The organism is Pseudonocardia sp. 2-7 (genome assembly GCF_056341085.1).
In genome coordinates this window covers 4,583,999-4,609,976 of the sequence record NZ_CP094507.1, presented here as the reverse complement: position 1 = coordinate 4,609,976, position 25,978 = coordinate 4,583,999, and the positions used below count along the sequence as shown (strand labels likewise).

At 75.3% G+C, this 25,978-nt stretch carries 28 protein-coding genes; 7 read left to right on the top strand and 21 right to left on the bottom strand.

The genetic code is table 11. From position 1 onward, the window contains the following. Positions 1-61 precede the first annotated feature (61 nt). On the bottom strand, positions 62-526 hold the full coding sequence (locus MTO91_RS22140) for a gamma-glutamylcyclotransferase family protein (RefSeq protein ID WP_208826265.1): 465 nt from the start codon (positions 524-526) through the stop codon (positions 62-64). A gap of 143 nt (positions 527-669) precedes the next feature. Here MTO91_RS22140 and MTO91_RS22135 point away from each other — a divergent pair, with 143 nt between their 5' ends. Further along, complete coding sequence (locus MTO91_RS22135) at positions 670-2,073, top strand: NAD(P)H-quinone dehydrogenase (protein ID WP_476652602.1); 1,404 nt, start codon at positions 670-672, stop codon at positions 2,071-2,073. On the opposite strand, the gene MTO91_RS22130 is transcribed toward MTO91_RS22135, so the two are convergent. The 13 genes from MTO91_RS22130 to MTO91_RS22070 all read right to left on the bottom strand — a co-directional run bounded on the left by MTO91_RS22130 (position 2,048) and on the right by MTO91_RS22070 (position 14,672). After that, the gene (locus MTO91_RS22130) at positions 2,048-2,827 is read right to left on the bottom strand and encodes an ESX secretion-associated protein EspG (RefSeq protein ID WP_476652600.1); all 780 of its coding nucleotides are present in this window, start codon (positions 2,825-2,827) and stop codon (positions 2,048-2,050) included. The genes MTO91_RS22135 and MTO91_RS22130 overlap by 26 nt on opposite strands. Further along, positions 2,820-4,523 carry a hypothetical protein gene (locus MTO91_RS22125; RefSeq protein WP_476652599.1) on the bottom strand — a complete coding sequence of 568 codons (1,704 nt, stop codon included), beginning with the start codon at positions 4,521-4,523 and terminating at the stop codon, positions 2,820-2,822. Before MTO91_RS22125 ends, MTO91_RS22130 begins: the two co-directional genes overlap by 8 nt. After that, entirely contained in the window at positions 4,520-4,885 is a 366-nt protein-coding gene (locus MTO91_RS22120) for a hypothetical protein (RefSeq protein WP_253069370.1), read from the bottom strand. The genes MTO91_RS22125 and MTO91_RS22120 overlap by 4 nt, the downstream gene beginning before the upstream one ends. Positions 4,886-5,023: 138 nt before the next feature. Further along, positions 5,024-5,530 (bottom strand): hypothetical protein, encoded by a 507-nt coding sequence (locus tag MTO91_RS22115; RefSeq protein WP_476652597.1) that lies wholly within the window; start codon positions 5,528-5,530, stop codon positions 5,024-5,026. A 301-nt stretch (positions 5,531-5,831) separates the two neighbouring features. Further along, positions 5,832-6,416, bottom strand: coding sequence for a GNAT family N-acetyltransferase (locus tag MTO91_RS22110; protein WP_476652596.1), 585 nt, complete (start codon positions 6,414-6,416; stop codon positions 5,832-5,834). A 14-nt stretch (positions 6,417-6,430) separates the two neighbouring features. Then, entirely contained in the window at positions 6,431-8,209 is a 1,779-nt protein-coding gene (locus tag MTO91_RS22105; protein WP_476652594.1) for an acetyl/propionyl/methylcrotonyl-CoA carboxylase subunit alpha, read from the bottom strand. A 114-nt stretch (positions 8,210-8,323) separates the two neighbouring features. Continuing rightward, a complete protein-coding gene (locus MTO91_RS22100) occupies positions 8,324-8,758 on the bottom strand; it encodes an SCO6045 C-terminal-like domain-containing protein (protein ID WP_476652593.1) in 435 nt (144 codons plus the stop codon). Next, positions 8,755-9,648, bottom strand: a complete 894-nt coding sequence (locus MTO91_RS22095; RefSeq protein ID WP_476652592.1) for an MbnB/TglH/ChrH family RiPP precursor modification enzyme — start codon at positions 9,646-9,648, stop codon at positions 8,755-8,757. Before MTO91_RS22095 ends, MTO91_RS22100 begins: the two co-directional genes overlap by 4 nt. A gap of 92 nt (positions 9,649-9,740) precedes the next feature. Further along, entirely contained in the window at positions 9,741-10,685 is a 945-nt protein-coding gene (locus tag MTO91_RS22090) for a TIGR04222 domain-containing membrane protein (RefSeq protein ID WP_476652590.1), read from the bottom strand. Positions 10,686-10,851: 166 nt separating this feature from the next. Further along, positions 10,852-11,304 (bottom strand): SufE family protein, encoded by a 453-nt coding sequence (locus tag MTO91_RS22085; RefSeq protein ID WP_405415160.1) that lies wholly within the window; start codon positions 11,302-11,304, stop codon positions 10,852-10,854. Continuing rightward, positions 11,301-12,191, bottom strand: a complete 891-nt coding sequence (locus tag MTO91_RS22080; RefSeq protein ID WP_073576377.1) for a sulfurtransferase — start codon at positions 12,189-12,191, stop codon at positions 11,301-11,303. The genes MTO91_RS22085 and MTO91_RS22080 overlap by 4 nt, the downstream gene beginning before the upstream one ends. 40 nt (positions 12,192-12,231) lie before the next feature. Beyond that, positions 12,232-12,849, bottom strand: a complete 618-nt coding sequence (locus MTO91_RS22075; RefSeq protein WP_073576376.1) for a Maf family protein — start codon at positions 12,847-12,849, stop codon at positions 12,232-12,234. 11 nt (positions 12,850-12,860) lie between these two features. After that, the gene (locus MTO91_RS22070; RefSeq protein ID WP_476652588.1) at positions 12,861-14,672 is read right to left on the bottom strand and encodes a helix-turn-helix domain-containing protein; all 1,812 of its coding nucleotides are present in this window, start codon (positions 14,670-14,672) and stop codon (positions 12,861-12,863) included. 137 nt (positions 14,673-14,809) lie between these two features. Here MTO91_RS22070 and MTO91_RS22065 point away from each other — a divergent pair, with 137 nt between their 5' ends. Genes MTO91_RS22065 through MTO91_RS22055 form a run of 3 tightly spaced genes read left to right on the top strand, consistent with a single transcriptional unit; the run spans position 14,810 to position 17,462 of the window. Next, positions 14,810-15,622 carry an N-acyl homoserine lactonase family protein gene (locus MTO91_RS22065; RefSeq protein WP_476652586.1) on the top strand — a complete coding sequence of 271 codons (813 nt, stop codon included), beginning with the start codon at positions 14,810-14,812 and terminating at the stop codon, positions 15,620-15,622. Continuing rightward, positions 15,622-16,917: a hydroxyacid-oxoacid transhydrogenase gene (locus tag MTO91_RS22060; protein WP_208821752.1), complete on the top strand. Its 1,296-nt coding sequence runs from the start codon at positions 15,622-15,624 to the stop codon at positions 16,915-16,917. Before MTO91_RS22065 ends, MTO91_RS22060 begins: the two co-directional genes overlap by 1 nt. A gap of 56 nt (positions 16,918-16,973) precedes the next feature. Then, entirely contained in the window at positions 16,974-17,462 is a 489-nt protein-coding gene (locus MTO91_RS22055) for an FmdB family zinc ribbon protein (protein WP_405415170.1), read from the top strand. Positions 17,463-17,645: 183 nt separating this feature from the next. Here the strand turns inward: MTO91_RS22055 and MTO91_RS22050 are convergent, their stop codons facing one another. The 5 genes from MTO91_RS22050 to MTO91_RS22030 form a co-directional block, all read right to left on the bottom strand. Then, a complete protein-coding gene (locus MTO91_RS22050; protein ID WP_251784319.1) occupies positions 17,646-18,296 on the bottom strand; it encodes a response regulator in 651 nt (216 codons plus the stop codon). Then, positions 18,293-19,474, bottom strand: coding sequence for a sensor histidine kinase (locus MTO91_RS22045; protein WP_405415173.1), 1,182 nt, complete (start codon positions 19,472-19,474; stop codon positions 18,293-18,295). The genes MTO91_RS22050 and MTO91_RS22045 overlap by 4 nt, the downstream gene beginning before the upstream one ends. A 39-nt stretch (positions 19,475-19,513) precedes the next feature. Then, on the bottom strand, positions 19,514-20,011 hold the full coding sequence (locus tag MTO91_RS22040; protein WP_476652583.1) for a hypothetical protein: 498 nt from the start codon (positions 20,009-20,011) through the stop codon (positions 19,514-19,516). Positions 20,012-20,189: 178 nt separating this feature from the next. Then, complete coding sequence (locus MTO91_RS22035; protein ID WP_179761867.1) at positions 20,190-20,429, bottom strand: acyl-CoA carboxylase epsilon subunit; 240 nt, start codon at positions 20,427-20,429, stop codon at positions 20,190-20,192. After that, a complete protein-coding gene (locus MTO91_RS22030) occupies positions 20,426-22,066 on the bottom strand; it encodes an acyl-CoA carboxylase subunit beta (RefSeq protein ID WP_073576369.1) in 1,641 nt (546 codons plus the stop codon). Before MTO91_RS22030 ends, MTO91_RS22035 begins: the two co-directional genes overlap by 4 nt. 146 nt (positions 22,067-22,212) lie before the next feature. On the opposite strand from MTO91_RS22030, the gene MTO91_RS22025 reads away from it, so the two are divergent. The 3 genes from MTO91_RS22025 (at position 22,213) to MTO91_RS22015 (ending at position 24,694) form a co-directional block, all read left to right on the top strand. Continuing rightward, entirely contained in the window at positions 22,213-23,061 is an 849-nt protein-coding gene (locus MTO91_RS22025) for a biotin--[acetyl-CoA-carboxylase] ligase (protein WP_253067841.1), read from the top strand. Between the two features lie 80 nt (positions 23,062-23,141). Continuing rightward, positions 23,142-23,765 carry a PH domain-containing protein gene (locus MTO91_RS22020; protein ID WP_476652581.1) on the top strand — a complete coding sequence of 208 codons (624 nt, stop codon included), beginning with the start codon at positions 23,142-23,144 and terminating at the stop codon, positions 23,763-23,765. Continuing rightward, the gene (locus tag MTO91_RS22015) at positions 23,762-24,694 is read left to right on the top strand and encodes a hydroxymethylglutaryl-CoA lyase (protein WP_224401491.1); all 933 of its coding nucleotides are present in this window, start codon (positions 23,762-23,764) and stop codon (positions 24,692-24,694) included. Before MTO91_RS22020 ends, MTO91_RS22015 begins: the two co-directional genes overlap by 4 nt. On the opposite strand, the gene MTO91_RS22010 is transcribed toward MTO91_RS22015, so the two are convergent. Further along, the gene (locus MTO91_RS22010; RefSeq protein ID WP_251784313.1) at positions 24,675-25,130 is read right to left on the bottom strand and encodes a MaoC/PaaZ C-terminal domain-containing protein; all 456 of its coding nucleotides are present in this window, start codon (positions 25,128-25,130) and stop codon (positions 24,675-24,677) included. The two genes, MTO91_RS22015 and MTO91_RS22010, sit on opposite strands and share 20 nt — an antisense overlap. Then, positions 25,123-25,941, bottom strand: a complete 819-nt coding sequence (locus MTO91_RS22005) for an inositol monophosphatase family protein (protein WP_405415181.1) — start codon at positions 25,939-25,941, stop codon at positions 25,123-25,125. The genes MTO91_RS22010 and MTO91_RS22005 overlap by 8 nt, the downstream gene beginning before the upstream one ends. Positions 25,942-25,978: the final 37 nt, after the last annotated feature.

Below are 25,978 nucleotides of genomic sequence, written 5' to 3'. Positions count from 1 at the left end.
AACGACGACGGCCCGGTCCCCTCGCGGGGGCCGGGCCGTCCTCGTCAGCCGGTGCGGCCGGTCAGGACCGGTTGCCGGGGGAGGACTTGCGGCTGGGCCTGCTGCGCAGCTCGTTGACGTAGTCGTCCGGGGCGCCCGCGGTCTCCGCGGCGTCGGCGATCACGCCCAGGTAGCGGGCCGACGGGTCCCCGCCCTCGTAGGCGTTCAGCACGTAGATGAACGCGAGGACGCTGCCGTCGAGGGTGGCGACGCGCAGCCGCAGCTTCTTGTGCATGCCCAGCTCGCCGCCCTCCCAGCGGTCGAGCTGGCGTTCGTCGTGCTCGGGGACGTCGTAGAGCACGACGAACACCTGCGAGCCCGGCTCCTCCACCACGGTGGAGAGCGCGCCCTCCCAGGTGTAGTCCTCGCCGCCGAACGTCAGCCGCCAGCCCTGGAGCCACCCGGTCCCGGCCATCGGCGAGTGCGGGGCGCGCTCCTTCATCTGCTCGGGGTCCATGTTCGACCCGTACGCGGCATACAGCGGCACGCGTGCAGGGTAATGGGGAGCCCGGCGGGGCCTCGACCCGCCCGGTCGTAATGATGGGACACGCGTACTGTGAGCCCCGTCGACGCCGGCGGGCGGGACCGCCTGCCGGTCCACCACCACCGACTTCTCCAGGGGGATCTCCCGTGACCCGCATCGTCATCATGGGCGGCGGACCGGCCGGGTACGAGGCCGCACTCGTCGCGGCACAGCACGGCAGCGAGGTGACCGTCGTCGAGCGGGACGGGATGGGCGGCGCCTGCGTCGTCTACGACTGCGTCCCCTCGAAGACCTTCATCTCCTCCGCGGCCGTCCGGGTCGACCTGCACCGTGCCGAGGACCTCGGCGTGCTGGTGGACCGCGGCAACTCCGCGGTCGACCTGCCCGCGGTCAACGAGCGGGTCAAGTCCCTCGCTCTCGCCCAGGCCGCCGACGTGCGGGCCCGGCTGGAGAACGAGGGCGTCCGGATCATCGCCGGCACCGCGCAGTTCGCCGGGCCCGCCGCGGCCCGCGCCGCGCACGAGGTGACCGCCACCCACGCCGACGGAACGGTCGAGGAGCTCGTCGCCGACGTCGTCCTCATCGCGACCGGGGCCACCCCGCGGGTGCTGGACTCCGCCCGCCCCGACGGCGACCGGATCCTGGACTGGCGCCAGCTCTACGACCTCGACGAGCTGCCCGAGCACCTGATCGTGATCGGGTCGGGCGTGACCGGCGCGGAGTTCTGCTCCGCCTACGTCGAGCTCGGCTGCCGGGTCAGCCTGGTCTCCAGCCGGGACCGGGTCCTCCCGCACGAGGACGCCGACGCCGCCGCCGTGCTCGAGGAGGTCTTCGCCGAGCGCGGCGTCGAGATCCTCGCCCACGCCCGCGCGGACTCGGTCGAGAACACCGGCGACGGCGTCCGCGTCACGCTGTCCGACGGCCGGGTCGTCGAGGGATCGCACGCCCTGATGACCGTCGGGTCGATCCCGAACACCGCCGACCTCGGCCTGGAGAAGATCGGCATCGAGACCGACCGCGGCGGGTTCGTCCCCGTCGACAAGGTCTCGCGCACCTCCGAGCCGGGCGTCTACGCGGCCGGCGACTGCACCGGCGTGCTCATGCTCGCCTCGGTCGCGGCCATGCAGGGCCGGATCGCGATGTGGCACGCGCTGGGCGAGGGCGTGTCCCCGATCCGGCTGCGGACCGTCGCGGCGAACGTGTTCACCCGCCCCGAGATCGCGACCGTCGGGATCAGCCAGAACGCGATCGACTCCGGTGAGGTCCCGGCCCGCACGGTGATGCTGCCGCTGTCGACGAACCCGCGCGCCAAGATGCGCGGGTTGCGCCGCGGCTTCGTGAAGCTGTTCTGCCGCCCGGCGTCGGGCGTGGTCATCGGTGGTGTCGTGGTCGCCCCGGTCGCGAGCGAGCTGATCCTGCCGATCGCGATGGCGGTCCAGAACGGGCTCGGTGTGGACGACCTGGCCCACACCTTCTCGGTGTACCCGTCGCTGTCCGGGTCGATCACCGAGGCGGGCCGTCAGCTCATGCAGCACTCCGACCTTGACTGAACAGCTCCGCGAACCGGTCGCGCAGCTCGCCGTCGCCCGCGGGGGCGAGGGTGGACCACTCGGGTCCGCCGTGCGCGCCGGTCCCGCGGGTCAGCCGGTAGCGCCCTCGCGGCGTGTCGACGACGGCGACGTGCCCCGGCAGCCGCGACGGGCTGCCCCAGCGGTCGTGCCGGACGGCACAGATCTGTGCCCGGTGCGCGGGCCCGGCGAGCAGCGGCGCGAGCCGGGCGCGCTGCTCGCCGTCCCCGTCCGTGCCGGGGTCGGTGTGCGCGTCCGCGTCGAGGAGGCGGGCCAGCTCGGCGGTGGGCAGGGCCACGGCGGGCCCGGGCCCCGGCGCGCGCCGGGGCAGGGCCGACACCGCGGCGTGCGCCGGTGAGCCCGCCGCGGTGACGGTGACGGCTCCGCCGGTGTGGACGGCGAGGACGCCGTCGCCGTCGCGCTCGGCGGCGACCGCGCGCAGCGGCCCGTCGTCGAAACGGCCGCGCACCTCCAGGTGACGGTCGGGACGGGCGAGCAGGGCCAGCAGCCGTACCAGCGCGGGGTCGGGTCCGGCCGGACCGGCGAGGCCGCGGGCGCGCAGCCCGCCGACGCCGGCCGCCACGACCCGGCGTCGTTCCTCGCGGGTGCGCCCGGGGGAGGGCAGCCGCAGCGCCACCGGGGTGGGGCCGAGCCCCAGGTGCTCCCAGACGACGTCGAACTCGGCGCCGGTGAGCACGAACGGCACCGACGGGGTCCAGGGCGCGGGCTCAGCCACGGCCCCTCCAGCGGGCGTCGGGGCGCAGGACGCCGGGGTCCGGTCGGGCATCGGGCTGCTCCGGGGGGTCGTCGGGGGCGGCGTGCTCGTCGGCGACGAGGCGCCAGGCCGGGGTGCGGGGGTCGGCGGGCGCGCCGACGGTCGCCGCGACCGGGAGTGGGGCGGCCGGGACCGCGCCCACCGGTACCCCGGCGGGGGTGACGGCCGGGTCGCCCGGTGCCGGCGTCGGCGGCGGGGCGTGGCGGGCGTGGGTGACGGCGCCGTGGGGCGCCGGGCCGTCGGGGTGGGGAACGGCGAGGTCGCCGGTGGTGACGCCGTGGTGGACCGGGCTCCGGGGACCGTCGGGGACTCCGGGGGCGGCATCGCCGCCGGCTCCGTCCGGGGACGGCCGGTCGCTCGTGGTCGCACCGGGAGCGGGGCCTGCGTGTGGCGCGGGGCCGCCGTCGGTCGCGGTGTTCCCGGTGGCGCCGTCCGGGGCGGGGCCACCGGGCGTCGGCGGCGCCCCGCCGTCGACGGCCGGGGCGCCGCTGGGCGCGCGGGTGCCGCTGGTCGTCGCGTCGCCGGAGGGCGGGCGGTGCTCGGCCCCGCTCGGCGGTCCGTCACCCGGCGGGTCCTGGGCGACACCGCAGGACGGTGCCCCGTGGCCGACCGCGTCGCCGGGGCGCGGGTGTCCGGGCGGCGTGCCGCCCCCGGCGGGCCTGCGTCCGTCCCGGGCCTGCCGCTCCCGGCGGATCGTGGCGCCGATCACGATCCCGGCCCCGCCGAGCGCCCCGCCCGCGAGCACCGCGGCGGTCACCGCGGTGCTGCCGCCGCCGGGGTCCGTGCCGCCGACGCCGTCCGGGACGCCCGCGCCCGCGGGGGACGCCGGACCGGCCGGGAGCTCACCGGTGCCGGGGCCGGTGTCCGTGCCGGGCGTGCCGGCGCGGGGGGCATCGGTCGTGGGGGCCGGCCCGGAGGAGGGCCCGCCGACGTCGATCGGCCGTGCCCCGGGCACCCCGGCCCGTCCGTTCCCGGTCAGCACCGCCGCGGTGATCCCGCCGAAGCCGATCCCCGCGAACACCGTCGTCCCCGTCCCGGCGCTGCTCGCCGGGTCCGGGGCCGGGTCCGCGTCGCCGCCGGGGCCGGGCGGGGGCCCGCCGGGCGACAGGGCCGGGACAGCGGGGGAGGCGGGGGCGGTGCCGTCGCGTGTGACGACCGGGGACGCACCCCACCCGGCCCACGGGGCGCCGGTGAGGCGGGTGTCGTCGTCGTAGCGGACCATCAGCTCCGCGGCCCGGCCGGCCGAGTTGCCCGCGGCGAGGTCGGCGGCCGCCCAGTCGTCGAGCAGGGCCGGGCCGGTGGGTGCGGCCTCCGGCGGCGTCGGCGCCGCGGCGGCAGGCATCCGGGCCCGGAGATCCGCGGCGAGCCCGGCCTGGGCGGCGAGTGCGTCGGCGGTGCGGCCCGCGTCGACGGCGGCGGAGACGACCCAGCCGTCCAGCGACCCGAACGCCACGGTGACGCCGTCCGCGGTGCCGCCGGACCATCCTCCGGGCAGGTCACGGACCTGCCCGGACAGCTCGCGGTGGACGTCGGTGAGCGCGGCGGCGGCGTCGCGCCACGCCCGCTCCGCCCCGGCCGACGCCGCGGGGCCCGGACCGGCCGCCACCATCGCGACGATCTCGGCGTGGCTCAGTCCCGCCCAGCGCGGCGCGGTCACCGGGCACCCCGGTTCAGCGCGTCCGTCGTCGACTCCTCGGTGCGGGTGTAGGCACGCCCGGTGGCACCGGCGGCGTCGCGGGCCCGCAGCAGCTCCGCGTGCAGCGTGCGCAGCCGCCCGATCGCGGCGTCGGGACCGTCCGCGGCGTGCACGGCGTAGCGGGCCGCGGCCTCGGCGCTGGCCGGATCCCCCAGCCACGGCTCGACCCGGCGGGCGTCGGCGTCGAGGGTGCGGAGCGCGACGGCCAGCCGGGACGCGGCCCGGTCGAGCGCCTCCGCCGCCCCGGCCGGGGCGGCCGGGTCGACACGCAGGTCCGGGTGGATGTCGGGCACGTCGGCCTCCGGTGCGGACGGGCGGATCACGGACGGGCGCACGCTAGGCCCGCACCGGCCGTCGCCGCGGCGGTTCGCCGCGGAACGGTCGCGATCGCGAAGCCCGCACACGACGACACCCCCGTCCGCACCGGTGGTCACCGGCGCGGACGGGGGTGTGTGTCGCGGTCAGGCCGCCGCCACCTCGGCCGGCTCCGGGACCTCGACCGGGGCGCACCCGCGCAGCGGGCACGGCGGTGGGGCCCAGGACCGGGGCGTCCCGCCGAGGCCGGGAACGGTCCCCGCGAACGGCCACCGGCCTGCGAAACGCTGCAGGTACCAGTAGACGAACAGGTGGTCCGGTTCCTCCGGGTCGGCGACGAACAGCGCACGCTCGCCCAGGTCGGTGACCCAGGCTGCGTAGTCGTTCGCCACCTGCCCCGGTGGGCGCGAGGCCCGCCGGGTCAGGAGCCAGTCCTCCGCCCGGGTGCGCCAGGTCGCCAGCGCGGTCGGGTGCAGGGTGGCCCCCGGGAGCTCCCGGAGGTTGGCGGTGAAGGTGCCGATCAGGACCCCGTCCGCTCCGTACGCGGAGGAGGTCAGGGTGAGCAGGGAGTGCGGGCCCGGGATCGGGCCGTCGGTGTGGACGTGCGTCGTGACATGGAACGTCGTCGGCGCGATGTCGAACTCTGGGGGCATGACGGATCCTGTGACGTCTCGGTCGAACTGGGACGGCTCACGGCGCGGCTGGGCCTGCGTGGCGAGCGGATCCGCGGCGCGGTACTCCGCGTGGCGGTAGTTCCGGGCCCCGTGGATCGGGCACACGGGTCGGCTGTGGAGTTGTGACGTTGCGTGCCGCGGGCGCCGGACGGCGTGCGCGACACGCCGGGAACGCTAGAACGGCGCGACGTGCCGGTCAACGGGCGGTGACCCGGTCGGCACAGCGCGTTCCGCGGAACGCGGTTGTCGACGCGCGGGCGACGGGGCCGCGCGGACCGCCTCAGCCCTCGCCCACCAACCGCCCCAGCACGACGACGTCGACCCGCTCGCCGTCGACGGTCCACGCCTCCCGCAGCCGCCCCTCCGGCACGAACCCCAGCGCCGCGGCGACGGCGGCCGACGCCCGGTTCGGCTCGGCGTGCATCCAGGTGACGCGGTGCAACCCGAGCCCGCCGAAGGCGAAGCGCACGACCGCCCCGGCCGCGGTGCGGGCCAGGCCGCGTCCGCGGGCGCCGGGCAGCGTCCAGCAGCGCAGCTCGGCGGTGCCATGGGCGATGTCCAGGTGCTCCAGGGTGATCTCGCCGAGCATCTCCCCGGTCGTCGGCTCGGCGACGGCCCAGGCACAGCGGGTGCCGCGGGCCCAGCCGTCGATCCGGTCCGCGACGTGCGCGGTCACCTGCTCGTCGAAGTCCGGGGCGGCCGGGTCCGGACGGTTGCGCCAGCGCCGGATCTCCGGGTCCCGGCAGGACGCGGCGACGGCCGGGCGGTCGTCCACCCGGCCGTCGTGCCGTGGTCCGCGCAGGTACCACGTCCCAGCGTTGATCTCGACCGGGTCGAGCACCGGGCCGGGAGCGGGGACGGGCACCTGGTCCAGGGGACTCAGTCCTTGATCTCGCAGATGACGGTGCCCTGGGTGACCGAGGCGCCCTGCTCCGCGTCCAGGCCGGTCACGGTGCCGGCCTTGGTCGCGGTGACCGGGTTCTCCATCTTCATCGCCTCGAGGACGACGATCAGGTCACCCACCTCGACGGTGTCGCCCTCGGAGACCGCGACCTTGATGATCGTGCCCTGCATCGGCGCGGTGACGGCGTCGCCGGAGGCCTTCGCCCCGCCGCCGCCCTTGCCGCCGCGCTTGCGCGGGGCCGCCTTGGCCGCGCCGCCGCCGTTGCCGCCGCCGCCGAGGGCGAGGTCACCGGGCAGCGAGACCTCCAGGCGTCGCCCGCCGACCTCGACGACGACGGTCTGCCGCTCGCCGGACTCGTCGTCGGCACCCGCTCCGCCCTCGAACGGCGGGACGGTGTTGTCCCACTCGGTCTCGATCCAGCGGGTGTGCACGGTGAAGTCCTCGAGGGTCTCGGCGGCGTAGGCCGGGTCGGAGACGACGAGACGGTGGAACTCGAGCACGGTCGCCATGCCCTCGACCGTGAACTCGCCGAGCGCGCGACGGGCCCGCTGCAGCGCCTGCTGCCGGTCGCTGCCCCACACGATCAGCTTGGCCAGCAGCGAGTCGAACTGACCCCCGATGACCGAGCCGTCCTCGACGCCCGCGTCCATCCGGACGCCCGGCCCGGCCGGGTACCAGATCCGCTCGACGGTGCCCGGCGCCGGCAGGAAGTTGCGCCCGGCGTCCTCGCCGTTGATGCGGAACTCGATGGCGTGCCCGCGCGGCTGCGGGTCGTCGTCGAAGTCCAGCTCCTGGCCCTCGGCGATCCGGAACATCTGGCGGACCAGGTCGATCCCGGTGGTCTCCTCCGAGACCGGGTGCTCGACCTGCAGACGGGTGTTCACCTCGAGGAAGGTGATCATGCCGTCCTGGCCGATCAGGAACTCGACGGTGCCGGCGCCGTAGTAGCCGGCCTCCTTGCAGATCGCCTTCGAGGCGTCGTACAGGGTCGTGCGCTGCTCGTCGCTCAGGAACGGCGCGGGCGCCTCCTCGACGAGCTTCTGGAAGCGGCGCTGCAGCGAGCAGTCCCGCGTCCCGACGACGACGACGTTCCCGTGCTGGTCGGCCAGCACCTGGGTCTCGACGTGGCGCGGCTTGTCCAGGTAGCGCTCGACGAAGCACTCGCCGCGACCGAACGCGGCGGTGGCCTCACGGACCGCGGACTCGTACAGCTCGGCGATCTCGGAGCGCTCGCGGGCGACCTTCATGCCGCGCCCGCCACCGCCGAAGGCGGCCTTGATCGCGACCGGCAGGCCGTGCTCGTCGGCGAACGCGATGACCTCGTCCGCGTCCTTGACCGGGTCCTTCGTGCCGGGCACCAGCGGGGCGCCGGCCTTCAGGGCGATGTGACGCGCGGTCACCTTGTCGCCGAGATCGCGGATCGACTGCGGCGACGGGCCGATCCAGGTGAGCTCGGCGTCGATCACGGCCTGGGCGAAGTCGGCGTTCTCCGACAGGAAGCCGTAGCCGGGGTGGATCGCGTCGGCACCGGCCTGCTTCGCGGCACCGATGACCTTCTCGATGTCGAGGTAGGACTCGGCGGCGGTCGAGCCACCCAGCGCGAAGGCCTCGTCGGCGAGCCGCACGAACATCGCGTCCCGGTCCGGGTCCGCGTAGACGGCGACGCTCTGAAGTCCCGCGTCCTTCGCTGCTCGGATCACGCGGACGGCGATCTCTCCCCGGTTGGCGACGAGCACTTTGCGCAGTGCGGGCACGGTCGAACTCCTCCGGTCACGGCGCCGGCCCGATGCTCCGGCGCAGGGTTAGGCGGAGTGTAAGAGCAGAGCCGCCGGAAGTTACCGGCGGGGAATGTGGCGATGGCAACGTCGTCACCCGTCCGAGGGCCCCGACCTCGACCCCGATCGCTCCGGTCGTGACCGGTACCACCATCGGGACAGGCGGTTCCGGGGGCTCGGGGCGGTGCGTCCGTCGTAGTGCAGCGCCGCCTCGCGTGCGGCCAGCTCGCGTCGCGCGCCCGCACCGAGCCGCCCGGCGGCCGCGAGCTCGCGGGCCAGGTCCCAGCCCTCCCGCTCCGGGCCGTAGGGGGCGACGCCCTCGAAGCGGGCGCCGAACCGGGCCTGCCAGTCCGCCCCGGCGTCGGCGGCGAGCAGCGGCCACGCCGCGGCGGCGAGCCCGGCCCGCTTGCGCAGCAGCGCCGCCCGGGTCGCGGCCAGGCGCGCCGCGTCGAACCCGGCCGGGTCCGTCCCGCCGGCGACGAGCGCCGCCACCAGCTCGGCCTGTCGCCGCGCGAGCCCGTCGCTCACGTCGGGCCCGGCCCGTCGGCGGCGGGCGCCGCCACCGGCCCGGCCCCGTGCCCGGCGCCCGCACCCGCCCGGCACGGCGCCGCGTGCCCGGCGGCGGCCGCGACGGCGTCCAGCTCCGCGCGCAGCACCGCGGCGGGCGGGTAGCGGCCGTCGCGTTCCAGCATCACCGGTGGCGGCACCGGCAGCTGGGCGACGGTGTGGGTCAGCAGCGCCAGCACCGCGTCCGGGACGGGGTCGGTGTGGGTGTCGTGCAGCAGTCCCGCCGCGTCGGCGGCATGCCCGGCGACGTGGCAGTAGGCCACCGCCCCGGACGGCAGCCCGGCGAGCAGCGCGTCGACGTCCGCCCGTGGGTCACGGCCCCGGTTGCGGGCGTTGACGAACACGTTCGCGACGTCGAGCAGCAGCGGCGCCCCGGTCCGGTCGTGCAGCCGGTACAGGAAGCCCGCCTCGTCGAACTCGTCGCCGGGCCAGTCGAACAGGGCCGCGATCGGCTCCAGCGCCAGCGGGACGTCCAGCTCCGCGCGGGTCGCCGTCACGTTGGCGACGAGCACGTCGAGCGCCTCGCGGGTGCGGGGGAGCGGCAGCAGGTGCCCCGCCTCGATCCCGCCGGCCCGGGTGAACGCGATGTGCTCGCTGACCAGCGCCGCATCCGTCGCCGCGGCGCAGGCCGCGAGGTGGGCGACCCTGCCCGGGTCGACGCCCTCGGGCGAGCCGGGCGACAGCCGCACCCCGTGCACGACGACCGGCCTGCGCAGCAGCGACGCCGGCACCGCGTCCGGGCGCAGCGACTCGGCGACGACCTCGTGGAACGCGAGACCGTCGACGTCGTCGAGGACGGCGGCGACACCGCTGCGCCAGCCGACCCCGGTCCCGCCCGGGACACCCGTCATGTCGCCACCTCCGCCCGTACGAGCCGTCCCCGCAGCTTCACACCCCCCACGGTGCAGCTGCGGGGACGGCAGATCCGGTTCCCCGCGCGGGCTCAGCCGCCGCAGCCGCCTCCGCCACAACCCCCGCCGCCTCCGCCGCAGCTGCTCCCGCCGCTGTCACCGCCGGACCAGCCGACGACGCCACCGCCGTCGGAGGAGCCGCCCCCCGTCGCGGCGGGTGCCCCACCGAGCGTGGCGAGCTTCTGCGCGGCGAGCTCCTCGGCGAAGGCGGGCTCGGCGGCCAGCATCGCGCCGACCCCGAACGCGCCGACCGACAGCGCGGCCGCGGCGGGCCCGACGGCCGTCCAGTCCGGGCGCATCGACGGCGACAGCGCGTCGTTCCGGGACCGGACGACGGTGAGCGCGGCGTCCCCGGCCCGGGTCCGGTCGGGCACCCGCGTCGCGAGCACCGTGGCGAACACCGCGGTGGCGGCGACGAGCGCGAGCAGGAACCCGACCGGGCGCCCACCGCCCAGACCGGCGGCGATCCGTACCGCACCGGCGAGGGCGAGCACCCCGACCGGCCAGGCGGTCGCCCGGTAGCGGACCCGGTCGGACGGGGACAGCAGCAGCCCCGCGGTCTCCAGCCGCTGCGCGGCCCGGGCCAGCTCGGTGCGGACCGGCTCGTGGGTGCCCAGCATCCGGCCCGGGGTCAGCCGCTGCGCGGAGCGGTGGATCGCCCGCTGCAGCGCCGACGCGCCGTGCCCGGGGACCCGGCCCGCCCGCACCTGGCCCGTGGTGCGGCCGGAGGTGACCAGGCTGCCGTCGACGTGCATGGCAGACAGGGCCGCGTACACGGCCAGCTCGGGGCCGCCGTTGAGGTACGCGACGTCCTCGGGTCTGCTGTCGAGGGTGCGGACGCCGCGCGGATCCCCCTGCGCGATCGTCCGCCGCCGGCGCAGCACGATCCCGGAGACCAGGACCAGCGCGACGACGTAGGCGACCAGGAAGGTCTGACCCGGGATGCCCCAGGTGTCCCCGGTGAGGTTCGTGCCCATCTCCACCACCCCCTGCGGTGAGCGACACTTCGTCGTTCGAAGCAGTGTGCGCCCGCTCACCCCGACCGGGTGACCGATTTGAGGTGGACTTGAGGAAGGAGCGCGGACGACGACAGCCGGGGTCACCGACGGTGACCCCGGCTGTCGCGGGAGTGAGTGTGCGGGCTCAGGCGGTCGCGGCCCGCACCTGGTTCTTGATGCGCGCCAGCATCGCCGCGATGCCGCGCAGCCGCAGCGGGCTGACGGCCTCGGCGAGGCCGAGGTCGGTGTAGAAGTCGTCCGGCACGGCCAGCACCGCCGCGGCGGGCTGCCCGTCCAGCCCGGTCACCATGATCGAGGCGAACCCGCGGGTGGTCGGCGCCTCCTTCGGCGCGGAGAAGAACAGGTGCACCGGCCGCTCACCGCCGTCCTCCACCTCGACGGCGAGGAACAGCGGCGACTGGCACTCGTGGACCTGCTCCATGGTGTCCGCGCTGTCGGCGTAGCGCTCGGGCAGGTCCGGCAGCTCCTGGGACAGCTCCAGCAGCAGCTGGAGACGGTCCTTCGGGCCGACCGCGGCGAAGTCGTCGACCAGCTCGGCGAGATCGGGGGGCAGGGCGCCCGGATCGGTGGAGCTCACGCGGACCCGCGCTCCTCGCCCTGCACGATCGGCACGCGCACGGCGTTGCCCCACTCGGTCCAGCTGCCGTCGTAGTTGCGGACCCGGTCGAAGCCCAGCAGGTACGTCAGCACGAACCAGGTGTGGCTGGAACGCTCACCGATCCGGCAGTAGGCGACGACGTCGTCCGAGGCCGACAGCCCCTGCTCCTGCTCGTAGATCGCGGACAGCTCGGCACGGCTCCGGAAGGACCCGTCCTCGGCGGCGGCGCGGGCCCACGGGACGCTCGCGGCGCCCGGGATGTGCCCGCCGCGGACCGCGCCCTCCTGCGGGTAGTCGGGCATGTGCAGCTTCTCGCCGGTGTACTCCTGCGGGGATCGCACGTCGACCAGCGGCCTGCCCAGGTGGGCGAGGACGTCGTCCTTGAAGGCGCGGATGCCGGAGTCGTCGCGCTCGACGACCGGGTAGTCGGCCCGGGCCGGGGCGGGCGCGTCGGTGACCATCTCGCGGCCCTCGGCGACCCACTTGGACCGGCCGCCGTCGAGCAGCCGCACGTCGGTGTGGCCGAACAGGGAGAACACCCACAGCGCGTAGGCGGCCCACCAGTTGTTCCGGTCCCCGTAGACGACGATCGTGGTGTCCCGGCCGATGCCACGCTCGGACATGATCTCGGCGAAGCGGGTGCCGTCGACGTAGTCACGGGTGACCGGGTCGTTGAGCTCGGTGTGCCAGTCGACCTTCACCGCGCCGGGGATGTGCCCGGTGTCGTAGAGCAGGACGTCCTCGTCCGACTCCACGACCACCAGACCGGGGTCCTTCAGGTGCTCCGCCAGCCAGGCGGTGGTGACCAGGCGCTCGGGGTGCGCGTATTCGGCGAGCTTCGGGTCGGGGTCGTGTCCGACAGTCATGGCCGCAGGGTAACCGCGTGCCCCGACACCCACACGGCGGTCAGGACCGTGGCGTCCACAGATCGACCACCGACACCCCGACCGCGCCCAGCAGGCGGCGCAGCAGCGGCAGGCTGATCCCGATCACGTTGGACGGGTCGCCGTCGATGCCCTCGACGAACCAGCCGCCCAGCCCGTCCAGGGTGAACGCTCCCGCGACCTCCAGCGGCTCGCCGGTGGCGAGGTAGGCGTCCAGCTCGGCGTCGGTCGGCTCGGCGAAGCGCACCCCGGTCCCGGCGTGCCCCTCGGCCTCCTGCACGACCGCTCCGCCGGCCAGGCGCAGGACGGCGTGCCCGGTCAACAGCTCGCCGGTGCGCCCGGCCATGGCCTTCCAGCGGCGCCGCGCGGTCTCCGCGTCGTGCGGCTTGCCGACCAGCTCACCGTCGACGAGCAGCATGGAGTCGCAGCCCACGACCACGCCGTCACCGGTCAGCCGGTCGGCGACGGCGGCGGCCTTGGCCGCGGCCAGAAGCGTCACCTTGCGCGCGGGGTCGGCGTCGGGGTGCGCGGCGAGCAGGGCGTCCTCGTCGACGTCGGAGACCTCCACGGCGGGATCGGCCCCGGCGGCGCGCAGGACCGACAGGCGGGCGGGGGAGGCGGAGGCGAGAACCAGGCGCACGACGCCGGACGCTACCGGCCCGCCACCGCGGAGCCGTGGTCCGCCGCCGGGCCGGCGGTCCGGTCCGGCCCGGCGACGCGGTGCAGACGCAGCGCCAGGTGCAGGTGGAAGCGGCCCTCGGGGGTGCGCCAGTCCGGTCCGAGCAGGTCGTCGACGCGTTCGAGGCGCTGGCGCACGGTGTTCGGGTGCACCGACAGCGCGTCGGCGGCCGGGGCGAGCAGCTCGCCCGCGGCGAACCAGTGCCACAGCGTCTCGGCCAGCCGGGTGCGCCGGCGCCGGTCGTAGTCGAGGACCGGGCCGAGGTGGCGCCCGACGATCTCCCGCGACGTGGTGCCGGTCCGGTCCCGGATCACCGCGCCGACCGCGCCGAGCGAGGCGAAGTCCGCGTGCCCGGTGGTGCGGCCCAGGGCACGGGCCGCCGCGGCGACGTCGGCGGCCTCGGTGTGCGCGCGGCGCAGGTCCGACGGCCCGCCCGAGGGGCTGTGCGCGGCGCCGACGAGCGACGGCGTCCCGGCCGCGGCGAGCCCCTCGGCGACGAGCGGTGCCGCCCCGGGCCCCGCGGGGCCGGGGCCGGTCGTCCCGGCGGCGATCACGCACACGTGCCCGTCGTGCACCGACACCAGCCAGCGGCCCGCCCCGTCGAGCCCCCGGACCGCCCGCGCCGCGGTCACCGCACCGGCCGGGTCGACGTCGACGACCAGCACCGTCGCCGGGGCGTCGGGGGAGAGGCCGTACTGCGCGAGCCGGGTCCCCAGCGTCGGCCGCGGCGGGACCCGGCTGTCGACGAGCTCCTCGACCAGGGTCGTCTGGGCGGTCTCGTCGGCCTGGGCCAGTGCCCGCTCGACCAGCAGCGCGACCGTCATGAACGCCGAGGCGTGCGCCAGCCGGGCGACGGCGTCGTCGTCGGCGCCCTCCATGACCAGGGTCGCCAGGTGCTCGCCCGCCGTGGTGATCGCGAGCAGCGCGTAGGTCCCGCCGCCGGGCAGGTGCGCGATCGCGACCCCACCGGCCTGCTGGGAGGTGCGGACCGCCGACCGCAGCCGCCACCCCGCCAGCTCCTCGGGGGTGAGCAGCCGTCGTCCCGTGCGCAGCGCCCCGGACGGGTCGTGCAGCGAGAGCGGGTGCCCGACGGACTCGGCGAGCACGGCGAACACCCCCGCCGCCTCGGCGGTGGAGCCGGCCATCGCCCCCATGAGGCGTTCGTCGAGGTGTAGGAGGTGTTCCAGGCGCAGCCGGGCGCCGGGGTCGGAACCGTCGTCGCGGGTGGTGCGCAGGCGCCGGATCTCCTCGCCGCGCCGGGTCTGCTCCAGCGCGACGGCGGCCTGCACGGCCATGTGCTCCAGCGCCGTCCGGGCGGCCGGGCCGAGGGTGCGGGGTCCGCGGTGGGCCACGAGCAGCGCTCCCACGACCCGCCCGCCCAGGCGCATCGGTGCGCCGGCGATGGCCCGCACCCCCTCGCCGCGCACGATCGTGTCGATCCCCGACAGGTGGTTGAGCGCGCGGTCGGCCAGGTAGTCCGCAGTGGCGACCGTGCCCGCGCCGGCCGCCGCCCGCCCCAGCACACCGGTGCCGAACGGCATCCGGATCGCGCGGTACTCCGGCGTGCGGACGCCGTCGGTCAGCTCGATGTAGGTCGTACCGGAGTGCAGGTCGTTGAGGCTGAAGTAGGCCATGTCCGCGCCGAGCAGCGCCCGGGTGCGGCGCAGTACGGCGCCGAGCATGACGTCGCGGTCGCCGACGTTCGCGAGGTCCAGCGCTGTCTGCCCGACGGCCTGGAGGATCGCGTCCTGGCTGGGCTCGGGGAACGGCGGAGCCGGCTTCATGCGCCCGACCCTATGTCTGTCCGCGCCATGTCCTGCGATCAAGACAGGCGCATACGACCATGGACGCCCGCCCCGGGCTTCCCGAGACTGGCCCGGCGACCAACTCCCAGAACCCTCCAGCGACGAAGGGAATCCTCATGGCCACGGCGAACAAGCTCAGCGTCATCCCCTGCGGGGCGATGCACGCCAATCTCCCGTTCCTGCTCCTCAAGCCCGGTGTCAGCATCAAGCCACGGTCCGAGAAGGACGCCCCGATCGACTGGGTGGAGGTGCCCACGCACTGCGTCCTCGTCGAGACCGACGAGGGCAAGCTGCTGTGGGACACCAGCTGTCCGTCGGACTGGGAGACGCGCTGGGCGCCGACCGGTCTGCAGGAGTTCTTCCCCTACGACCAGGTCGCCGACGACGAGTACCTGGACAAGCAGCTGCACAAGATGGGCGTCGGGCTCGACGAGATCGACTACGTCGTCCTCTCGCACCTGCACTTCGACCACGCGGGCAACGCCCAGATGTTCAAGAACACCAACGCGAAGATGATCTGCTCGGACAAGGAGAAGGAGTTCGCGCTCGGCTTCGAGGGCCCGTTCAACGGCGCCCACCTCAAGGCCGACTACGAGGGCATCGACTGGGAGATCGTCTCCGGCGACGTCGAGCTGCTCCCCGGCGTCAGCATGATCCAGACCCCGGGGCACACCCCCGGCTGCATGTCGATGCGCGTCGACCTCCCCGACACCGGCACGATGATCTTCACCTCGGACGTGGTCTACATGGGGGAGAGCTACGGCCCGCCCGCCGCGCCCGCCGCGATCGTCAACAACCTCGAGGACTGGTTCTCCTCGGTGGAGAAGCTGCGCGGCATCCAGGAGCAGACGAACGCGCAGATGGTGTTCGGCCACGACGCCGAGCAGATCCACCAGCTGCGCAAGGCACCGGAGGGGTCGTACACCTGATGACGTTCGAGGTTCCGGAGTACACCGAGGAGACGATCTTCACCTGGGGTGCGCCGCCGCTGAAGTTCGGCGCGGGCGCGATCGACGAGGTCGGCTTCGAGCTGTCGGCCTACGACGTGTCCCGGGTCCTGATCGTGACCGACCCGGGGGTGAACGCGCTCGGCGCGCCGCAGCGCCTGGCCGACAACCTGTCCCGCTACGGCATCGAGTCCGAGATCTTCGACGGCGTGCACGTCGAGCCGACCGACGACTCGATGAACAAGGCGACCGAGTACGCCCGCGCGCAGGGTCCGTGGGACGGCTTCGTCGCCGTCGGGGGCGGGTCGGCGATCGACACCGCCAAGGCCATCAACCTGCTCACCAGCCACCCCGGCGAGCTGATGGACTACATCAACAAGCCGATCGGCGGCGCGAAGGTGCCGCCCGGGCAGCTCAAGCCGCTGATCGCCGTCCCGACGACGGCGGGCACCGGCTCGGAGTCCACCGCGATGTGCGTGCTGGACATCCTGTCCATGAAGGTCAAGACCGGGATCAGCCACTGGCGGCTGCGCCCGACCCTGGCCGTCATCGACCCGCTGCTGACGATGACGCTGCCGCCGCAGGTCACCGCGGCGGCCGGGATGGACATCACCTGCCACGCGCTGGAGAGCTACACGGCGCGGTACTACACCACCTTCGACCGCAAGAAGCCCGAGGAGCGGGTCACCTACTGCGGCTCCAACCCGGTCTCGGACCTGTGGTGCGAGAAGGCGATGTCACTGCTCGCGAAGTCGTTCCGGGCCGCCGTCGAGCGCGGCGCCGAGGACGTCGAGGCCCGCTCGGACATGATGATGGCCGCGACCTTCGCGGGCATGGGGTTCGGCAACTCCGGCGTGCACATCCCGCACGCCAACGCCTACCCGATCGCGGGCATGGTCAAGGACTACCGGCCGCAGGGCTACCCGCAGGACGAGGCGATGGTGCCGCACGGGGAGTCGGTGTCGCTGACCGCGCCCGAGGCGTTCCGGTTCTCCTTCGACTCCGCGCCGGAGCGGCACCTGCGGGCGGCGGAGCTGATGGACCCGCGGGCGGACAAGGTGAACGACCCGCGCGAGCAGCTGCCCGGGGTCCTGACCCGGCTGATGCGCGACATCGGCATCCCGAACGGCATCGGCGGCGTCGGCTACACCGAGGCCGACGTGCCGGACCTGGTCCCCGGGACGATGAAGCAGCAGCGGCTGCTCGCGACCTGCCCGCGGACCCCGACCGAGGACGACATCGCCGACATCCTCACGAAGTCCGTCGAGAACTGGTGACCGTCGCGGCCGGTGGTCCTCCGGGGCCGCCGGCCGCCCCGATCGAAGGCGGCACGATGCCGATCTACGTCTTCCGCTGCGGGTGCGGAGCCCGCTTCGAGCACCTCGCGTCCATGTCGGACGCGGCCACCCCGCCCTGCCCGCTCTGCGGGGACGGCGCGACGACCAAGGTCCCCGCCGGGTTCGCGCTCGGCGGCCAGGCCAGCCCCGGCCTGTCCAAGGACGAGATGCCCCAGACCTGGCGCGGGGTCTACAACGGGAACTCCGAGTACATCGACTCGATGCGCCGGACCTGGGACCAGCGACGCAGGCTGGAGGAGAAGTACCCGGAGATCGCCGGGGACCAGCGGCCGATCCTGGCGCACGAGGGCAAGTACCACGACGCCCCGCTGCGGGCCGGTGACATCCAGCTGGGCGGCACCGCCCCCCTGCCCGGCGCGGGCGTGGCGGCCAAGCAGGGCCACGGCCACGGACACGGTCATGGCCACGGGCACGGGCACACCCCCACGCCCGCTCCCAGCCCGAAACCCCCCACCGCCGACTGAGCCGCGGGGCCCGGCCGGATCGACACCTCGTCACCGCCGACCCGCCCCGCCGTGTCCACGACACCGGCAGCCGGGTGTGCGTGGCGACCGGTGACGGGGTGCGGCGACCCGCGCGGCGGGTGCCGGGCGACGCTACGGGTCGCCGCGGCGCTCGCCGGACGCTGTGGGGCCGCCTGGCCGGCGTCAGCGGCCGGCCAGGCCGTGACGGTAGGCGTAGCCGACGGCCTGGGCGCGGTCGCGCAGCCCGGTCTTGGCGAACAGGTGGTTGACGTGGGTCTTCACCGTCGCCTCTCCGACAACCAGGCGCCGGGCGATCTCGGTGTTGGACAGGCCCTCGGCGATCAGGCCGAGGACCTCGACCTCGCGCGGGGTCAGCCCGTCCGGCGGGTCGACCGGTGCCGCCGGGACGGTCGACGCGCGGGCGGCGACCAGCCGGGACAGCACGCCGGCGTCCACGGTGGACACACCGTCGGCGGCCGAGCGCAGGGCCCGGCCGATGGCCTCGGCGTCGGCGTCCTTGGACAGCCAGCCCGATGCGCCCGCGGCGATCGCGTCGACCACGGCGTCGTCGTCGACGTAGGTGGTGAGCACGACGACGGCGGTGCCGGGGTGCCCGTCGCGGACCCGGCGGGTCGCCGAGACGCCGTCGCCCGCGGGCATCCGCAGGTCGGTGAGCAGCACGTCCGGCGCCAGCTCGGCGACCCGGGCGACCGCCTCGTCGCCGCCGGACGCGGTGCCGACGACCTCGATGCCGTCGAGCAGGCCCAGGACGGTGGCGAGGCCGTCGCGCACGATCCGCTGGTCGTCGGCCAGTACCACCCGCAGGTCGCTCACGTCGTGATCCTCTCGCGGTCCGGGGAGCGGGCGGGCAGCCGGAGCCGGACCCGCCAGCCGTCGGGGGTGGGGCCGGTCTGCAGCTCGGCGCCGACGAGAGCCGCCCGCTCGGCCATCCCGGCCAGGCCGGAGCCCTCGCCGTCGCCGGGCGGTGGCGGGGCCCCCGCGACGTCGACGACCTCCAGCTCGGCGCCGTCGCCGTCGCGGCGCAGGTGCACCGTCACGGGGGCGCCGGGGGCGTGCTTGCGGGCGTTGGACAGCGCCTCCTGCGCGGTGCGCAGCACGGTCTCGCCCTCCCGCGCGCCGAGGCGCAGCCCGTCGGCGACCTCGACGGTCGCGTCCGGGTGCGCCCGGCCGAGCTCGCGCAGCTCCCCGGCGACGTCGACCGGCGCCGGTCCCTCGCGCAGCGCCCGCACGGCCCGGCGGGCCTCGGTGATCCCGTCGGAGGCGAGCCGCTGGGCCCGCTCGATCTGGGCGATGGTGTCCGGCGCGGCCCCGTCGCGCAGTGCCATCAGCCGGGCACCCTGCAGCTGGACGGCCAGCGCGGACAGCGAGTGGGCCAGCACGTCGTGCACGTCGCGGGCGACCCGGGCGCGGTCGGCGATGGCCTCGGCGCGGGCGTGCTCCTCGCGGGCCCTGGTGTCGGCGACGAGTGTCCGCTCGTGCTCCTCGATCCGGCGGGCGGAGTCGCGGCGGCCGATCCCGAACAGCACCATCGCGGTCAGCGCGGCGACCACCAGCAGCGCGTCCCACAGAGAGGTGTAGGGCCCGACGACGATCGTGGTGGCGGCGATGACCGGTACGTCGACGAACAGCGCGGTCCGGTACGGCAGCCGCAGCGCGGCCACGAACACCGCCATCATCGGGAAGGCCGCCGAGGTGGTCCAGCCGTCGGACCCGGCCAGCAGGGCGATCCCGCCCCCGGCGAGCGCGATGCTGGTCAGGATCGTCGCGACCGGCGGCATGCTCCGGTGGAGGGCGAAGACCACCCACCCGGCGACGGCCGGGACGAGCCCGGCGTAGAGCCAGGTCGGGGAGACCTGCTGGGCCGGCGACCAGAACAGCAGGAACAGCACGATCGGCAGCCACAGCAGCGACACCAGCCGCCGGGGCACCCCGAGCAGCGGCGACCGGTCGTGCTCGACGCGGCGGGCCGTGCGGGCGGCGGGCGTGCTCACCGTTTCACTCTGACACAGCGGCCGGGCCGGGCGGGACGCTCAGGCCGCCGCGCGGGCACGGCGTGCCTCGTCCGGCCGGACCGGCAGCCCGGCCGCGGCCACCCGGCGTCGCAGGACCAGGCTCTGGACCAGCAGGCTGCCGCCGAAGACCAGCGCCGACGACGTCGACAACAGCAGTCCGGCACCGACGGCCCCGCCGAGGACCCCCGCGCCGACCCGCACACCGATGGTCAGCACCCAGGCGACCAGCAGCGCAGCCGAGCCGCTGCGGTAGGCCCACCCGTCGCGGGTGCCGAGGCGGAAGGCGTAGCCGCGCAGTACCCCGAGCCCGGCCGCCAGCACCAGCTCGGCGGCGAGCAGTGGCACCCCGGCCGCGGTGACCTCCGGGCGGGCCTGGGCGAGGGTGAGCACCCCGATGCCGATCACGACGAACGGGAGCGTCACGTCGCGTCGCCCGCCGACGAACTGCCCGCGGAACTGCTTGTAGAGGACCAGGCCGACGATCGCGACCGTGATGACGAGTGAGGTGGCGTCCATGGGGAGAACGATCTCCTCGCGGGCCCGGTCGTCGCGTCGGCGCCGGGGTCGATCCCGGGTGGAACCGCACCCTCCACCCCCGGGTGGACCGCCGCCCCCGGGGGCCGGACGCGACGACGCCCGGCCCCGGCGACGTGGTGTGCCGGGGACCGGGCGTCGGTCGGTGGTACCTCCGAGGTCAGCGGGGGAGGCCGGAGGCGCGCCAGGCGCCCGGGCCCGCGTGCAACGGGGCGCGGAGCTGGGCCGCGGGGTGCGACCACAGGTCCGGCGTCCGCGGCGGGGCGGGCGGCCCACCGGCGCTCGCCGCCGCGGCGACGACGGCGGTCAGCGCGGCGAGCTCGTGGTCGTCCGGGGTGCCCCGCACGACGCGGAACAGCGCGCGGCGCTCCTCCGGGGTGGCCTCGGCGTCGCCGCTCACAGCGGGATGTTCCCGTGCTTGCGGGTCGGGCCCTGCTCCCGCTTGGTGGACAGCATCCGCAGCGCCCGGCCGACGTAGCCGCGGGTGTGCGACGGCGGCACGACCGCGTCGATGTAGCCCCGGTCGGCGGCGATGTAGGGGTTGCAGAGGGTGTCCTCGTAGTCCTGCTGCAGCTCCGCCCGCCTGGCGGCGAGCTCGTCGCCCTCCAGGCCCTTGAGCTCCTTGCGGTAGAGGATCGACACCGCGCCCTGCGCGCCGGTGACCGCGATCTGCGCGGTCGGCCAGGCGATGTTGACGTCGGCGCCGAGGTGCTTGGAGCCCATGACGTCGTAGGCGCCGCCGTAGGCCTTGCGGGTGATGACGGTGACCTTCGGGACGGTCGCCTCGGCGTAGGCGTAGATCAGCTTCGCGCCGCGGCGGATGATGCCGTTCCACTCCTGCTCGGTGCCGGGCAGGAAGCCCGGGACGTCGACGAAGGTCAGCACCGGGATGTTGAACGCGTCGCAGGTCCGCACGAAGCGGGCGGCCTTCTCCGAGGCGTCGATGTCCAGGCAGCCGGCGAACTGGGTCGGCTGGTTCGCGACGATGCCGACGCTGCGGCCCTCGACGCGGGCGTAGCCGATCACGATGTTCGGCGCCCAGAGCTCCTGGACCTCGAGGAAGTCCTCGTCGTCGACGACCCGGTTGATGACCTCGCGGATGTCGTAGGGCGTGTTCGCCGAGTCCGGGATCAGGGTGTCGAGCTCGCGGTCGGAGTCGATGATCCCGTCCTCGATCGACCCCTCGACGGGCTCGGTGGCCGGGAACGACGGCGCCTCGGACAGGTTGTTCGACGGCAGGAAGCTCAGCAGCTGCTTGACGTAGTCGAGCGCGTCGGCCTCGTCACCCGCCAGGTAGTGCGCCACACCGGACTTGGTGTTGTGGGCCCGGCCGCCGCCGAGCTCCTCCATGTCGACGTCCTCGCCGGTGACGGTCTTGATGACGTCCGGGCCGGTGATGAACATGTGGCTGGTCTCGTCGACCATCACGGTGAAGTCGGTGATCGCGGGGGAGTAGACCGCGCCGCCCGCGCACGGGCCCATGATCAGCGAGATCTGCGGGATCACACCCGAGCTCTGCACGTTGCGGGTGAAGATCTCGCCGTAGAGGCCGAGGGCGACCACGCCCTCCTGGATGCGGGCGCCGCCGCCGTCGTTGATGCCGACGACCGGGCAGCCGATCTTCGCGGCCACGTCCATGACCTTGACGATCTTCTCGCCGTAGACCTCGCCGAGCGCGCCGCCGAAGACGGTCGCGTCCTGGGAGAACACGGCGACCGGGCGGCCGTCGATCGTGCCGGTGCCGGTCACGACGCCGTCGCCGAACGGGCGCTTGGCGTCCATCCCGAAGTTCGTCGAGCGGTGCCGGGTCAGCGCGTCCAGCTCGACGAACGAGCCCGGGTCGAGCAGCTGGTCGATCCGCTCACGGGCGGTCTGCCGCCCCTTCGCGTGCTGCTTCTCGACCGCGGACGCCGAACCGGCGTGGACCGCGTCCTCGAAACGCTGGTAGAGATCGGCGAGCTTGCCCGCCGTGGTGTGGATGTCCGGCTCTGCCCCACCACTGTCCGGGGTCGCCATCGGCTCCGTTGCGGCGCTCATGAGGTCGGAGCTTAACCCGCAAGTAGGTTGGGCCCGGGCGTGACGTCCGACGCAGCCGACCGGGTGGCCGTCCCGCCGACACCGTTACCGATCCGTTCACCCTCCGCGGTCCCCGGCGCGTCGCGGGGCCGTTACGGTGCGCGGTGATGACGACCGGGACGAATCACGGCGACGGGACCCCGCTGGACCCGTACGCCCTGCGGACGGCCGTGCTCCGTCCCGCGGGGGGCTGGACGGCGCTCGACGTCGTCGCCTCCACCGGATCCACGAACGCCGACCTGCTGGCCGAGGCCGGGCGCGGTGCGCCGGACCGCTCGGTGCTGATCGCCGAGGACCAGGTGCGCGGCCGCGGCCGCCTCGACCGGACCTGGATCTCGCGGCCCGGGGCGGCGCTGACGATGTCGGTGCTGTGGCGCCCCGAGGGCGTGCCCGCCGACCGGCTGGGCTGGCTGCCGATGCTCGCGGGCGTCGCGCTGGCCGACGCGATCACCGAGCTCGCCCCGGACGTACCGGTGGCCCTGAAGTGGCCCAACGACCTGCTGGCCGGGCCGGCGCGGGGCAAGGCCGCGGGGATCCTCGCCGAGATGACCGCGGTCTCCGGCGGCGGGCCGGGGATCGTCCTGGGCATCGGGCTCAACATCTCCACCCCGGCCACCGACCTGCCGTGGGGTGCGACCTCGCTGGCCGCGCACGGGTTCACCGCGACGCGCGCCGAGACCGCGACCGTACTGCTGGGGCACCTGTACCGGCGCGAGGCGCAGTGGCGCGACGCCCGCGGCGACGCCGACGTCTGCGGCCTGCGCCGCGACTACCGCTCGGCCTGCGCCAGCCTCGGCTCGCGGGTGCGGGTGGAGCGCCCGGCCGGGGACCACCTCGTCGGGACGGCCGAGGACGTCGACCCGCAGGGCCGGCTGCTGGTCCACCCGGACGACGGGGCCCGCGTCGCGGTGGCGGCCGGGGACATCGTCCATCTGCGCGCGGCCGACCAGTCCTGAGTCACCCACTGCGCTGACCTGCGACGCAGCCCCCGCGCGTCGCGTGGGCGGTCGGCGCCCGGCGCCCTACCGTGGGAGGTATGGCGTTCCCCGACAGCGCTCTGGACCGGGCTCTGGACCGGGTTCTCGACGAGGGCGAGCACGTCGTGCTGGTCGGGCACCCGCACTGGCGGCTGGCCCTGCGGCCGGCCGCGGTCCTCGTCGGGGTCAGCGCCGTCGCCGGGTTCGGGGCCGCCGTGGTCCGGCTGCAGCCGTGGGCGCCGTGGGCCTGGCTCGTGCTCGGGGTGCTCGCCGCGCTCGTCGCGGTGCGGTTCACGCTGCTGCCGATCGCGCGCTGGCGCGCCACCCTGCTGGTCGTCACCGACCGGCGGTTCCTCGTCCGGGAGGGCCTGCTCGTCCGCGACGGCCTCGACGTGCCGATCGACCGCATCGACTCGGTCCGCGTCCGGACCGGCGCCGGGGGACGGCTGTTCGGCTGCGGCACCCTGCTGCTCGACGTCGCCGGGGAGCGGCTGCGGTTCACCGACGTCGCGGGCGTGGAACGGGTGCAGGCCCGGCTGCACCGGGAGATCGGCCTGCTCGCCGAGCGGCGCCGCAGCAACGAGAAGGAGAGCGAGCACACGGCCCGCCGTGGTCACGCCGACGCGGCCGTGCGGGGCAGGATGGAGGCTCCCGCACCGCAGCGAGAGAGGGCGTCCCTGTGAGCAACGGTCTTCCCACGACGGTGCGCGACCCCGCGCTGCCGGAGCGCGTCGAGATCTACGAGGTCGGCCCCCGCGACGGGCTGCAGAACGAGAGGACCGTCGTCCCGGTCGCGGTGAAGGCCGAGTTCCTCGACCGGCTCGCCGACGCGGGCCTGCGCACGCTGGAGGCGACCAGCTTCGTGCACCCGACGTGGGTGCCCCAGCTCGCCGACGCCGCCGACCTGCTCGCCGTGCTCGACCGCCGCGCCGGGCTCGACTACCCCGTCCTCACCCCGAACGAGCGCGGGCTGCAGCGCGCGATCGACGCCGGCTGCGACCACGTCGCGGTGTTCGCCTCGGCCACCGAGACGTTCGCGAAGCGGAACCTGAACCGCACGCTCGACGAGCAGTTCGCGATGTTCGAGCCGACCGTGACCCGCGCGGTGTCCGAGGGTCTGCGGGTGCGGGCCTACGTGTCGATGGTGTTCGGCGACCCGTGGGAGGGCGGCGTCGACCCGGACCAGGCCGCCGCCGTCGGGGCGCGGCTGATGGAGATGGGCTGCGACCAGCTCTCCCTCGGCGACACGATCGGCGTCGCCACCCCGGCGCACGTCGGCGCTGTGCTCGACGCGTGCGTCGCCCGCGGGGTCGGCGTCGAGCGGCTCGCGGTGCACTTCCACGACACCTACGGCCAGGCGCTGTCCAACACCCTGGCCGCGCTGCGGTACGGCGTGACCACCGTCGACGCCAGCGCGGGCGGCCTGGGCGGCTGCCCCTACGCCGGGTCCGCGACCGGCAACCTCGCCACCGAGGACCTGGTGTGGATGCTCGACGGGCTCGGCATCGACCACGGCGCCGACCTGCGGAAGCTGGTCGACACGAGTGTGTGGATGGCCGGACACCTGGGACGGCCGTCGCCGTCGCGGGTGGTCACGGCGCTGTCGGCCTGACCTCGAACATCCCGGTGAACCGGGACCGGTACACGACCGCGCCGTCGCCGGTGCGGGTCAGCGTCCCGCGCAGCGTGATCAGGCCCATCGACGGGCGGCTGCGCGAGACGCGGGCATCGAGGACCTCCATCTCCGCGTGCAGCTCGTCGCCCGCGAACACCGGTGCCGGCCAGGCGATCTCGTCGCCGCCGGGTGAGCCGAGCGACGCCGCGCGGGACAGCACGGCGTCGACGTAGGCGCGCATCCACAGGCTCGCGGTGAACCAGCCGGACGCGGCCAGGCCGCCGAACACCCGCTCGCCGTCGGCCTCGTGCAGGTGGAACGGCTGCGGGTCGAAGCGGGCCGAGAACGCGACCATCTCGTCGCGGTCGACCGCGGTCGTACCGAGGTCGAGGACGGTCCCCGGGGTCAGGTCGTCGAAGTACAGCTCAGCCACGCAGCACCCCCAGCACGGCGTCGTGCAGCAGACCGTTGCTGGTCAGGCCGTGCCCGCCGGACCAGGTCGGGTTCCCGGCGAGGTCGGTCAGCCGCCCGCCCGCCTCGGCGACGACGGCGGCCGGCGCCGCCAGGTCCCACGGGTTCGCGGCGGGTTCCACCGCGACGTCGACGACCCCCTCGGCGACGAGCACGTGCTGCCAGAAGTCGCCGAACGCGCGGGACTCCCAGCAGGCCTCGGTCAGCGCGATCCAGCCCTCCCGCGACGCCGGGGACGGGTCGGTGCGGAAGGTCTCGGTGTTGGTGGTCGAGACGTAGGCGTCGGCGACGTCGGCCACCCCCGACACCGCGATCCGCTTCGGCGTCCCCGACGGCAGGTCACGTGCCCAGGCCCCGGCCCCCGCCGAGCCCCACCAGCGGCGGTGCAGCGCCGGCGCGCTCACCACACCCACCGTCGGCACGCCGTCGACGACGAGCGCGATCAGCGTCGCCCACGCGGGCACCCCGCGGGAGAAGTTCTTGGTCCCGTCGATCGGGTCGATCACCCAGCCGCGGCCGTGCGCGGTGTCGGTGGACCCGCCGCGCTCCTCCCCGAGGATCGCGTCGGCGGGGCGCTCGTGGCCCAGCGCGGCGCGGATCGCGTCCTCGGCGGCGGTGTCGGCGTCGGTCACCGGGGTGCGGTCCGGCTTGCGCTCCACCCGCAGGTCGGCGGCCCGGAAACGGGGCAGCGTGATCGCGTCGGCGAGGTCCGCCAGGCGCAGGGCGAGATCCAGATCACCGGGTTCGGCGGGCACGCATCGGTCGGGGTTCACGTTGGGCGAGCATGCCAGCTCGCACCGCCACCGTGCC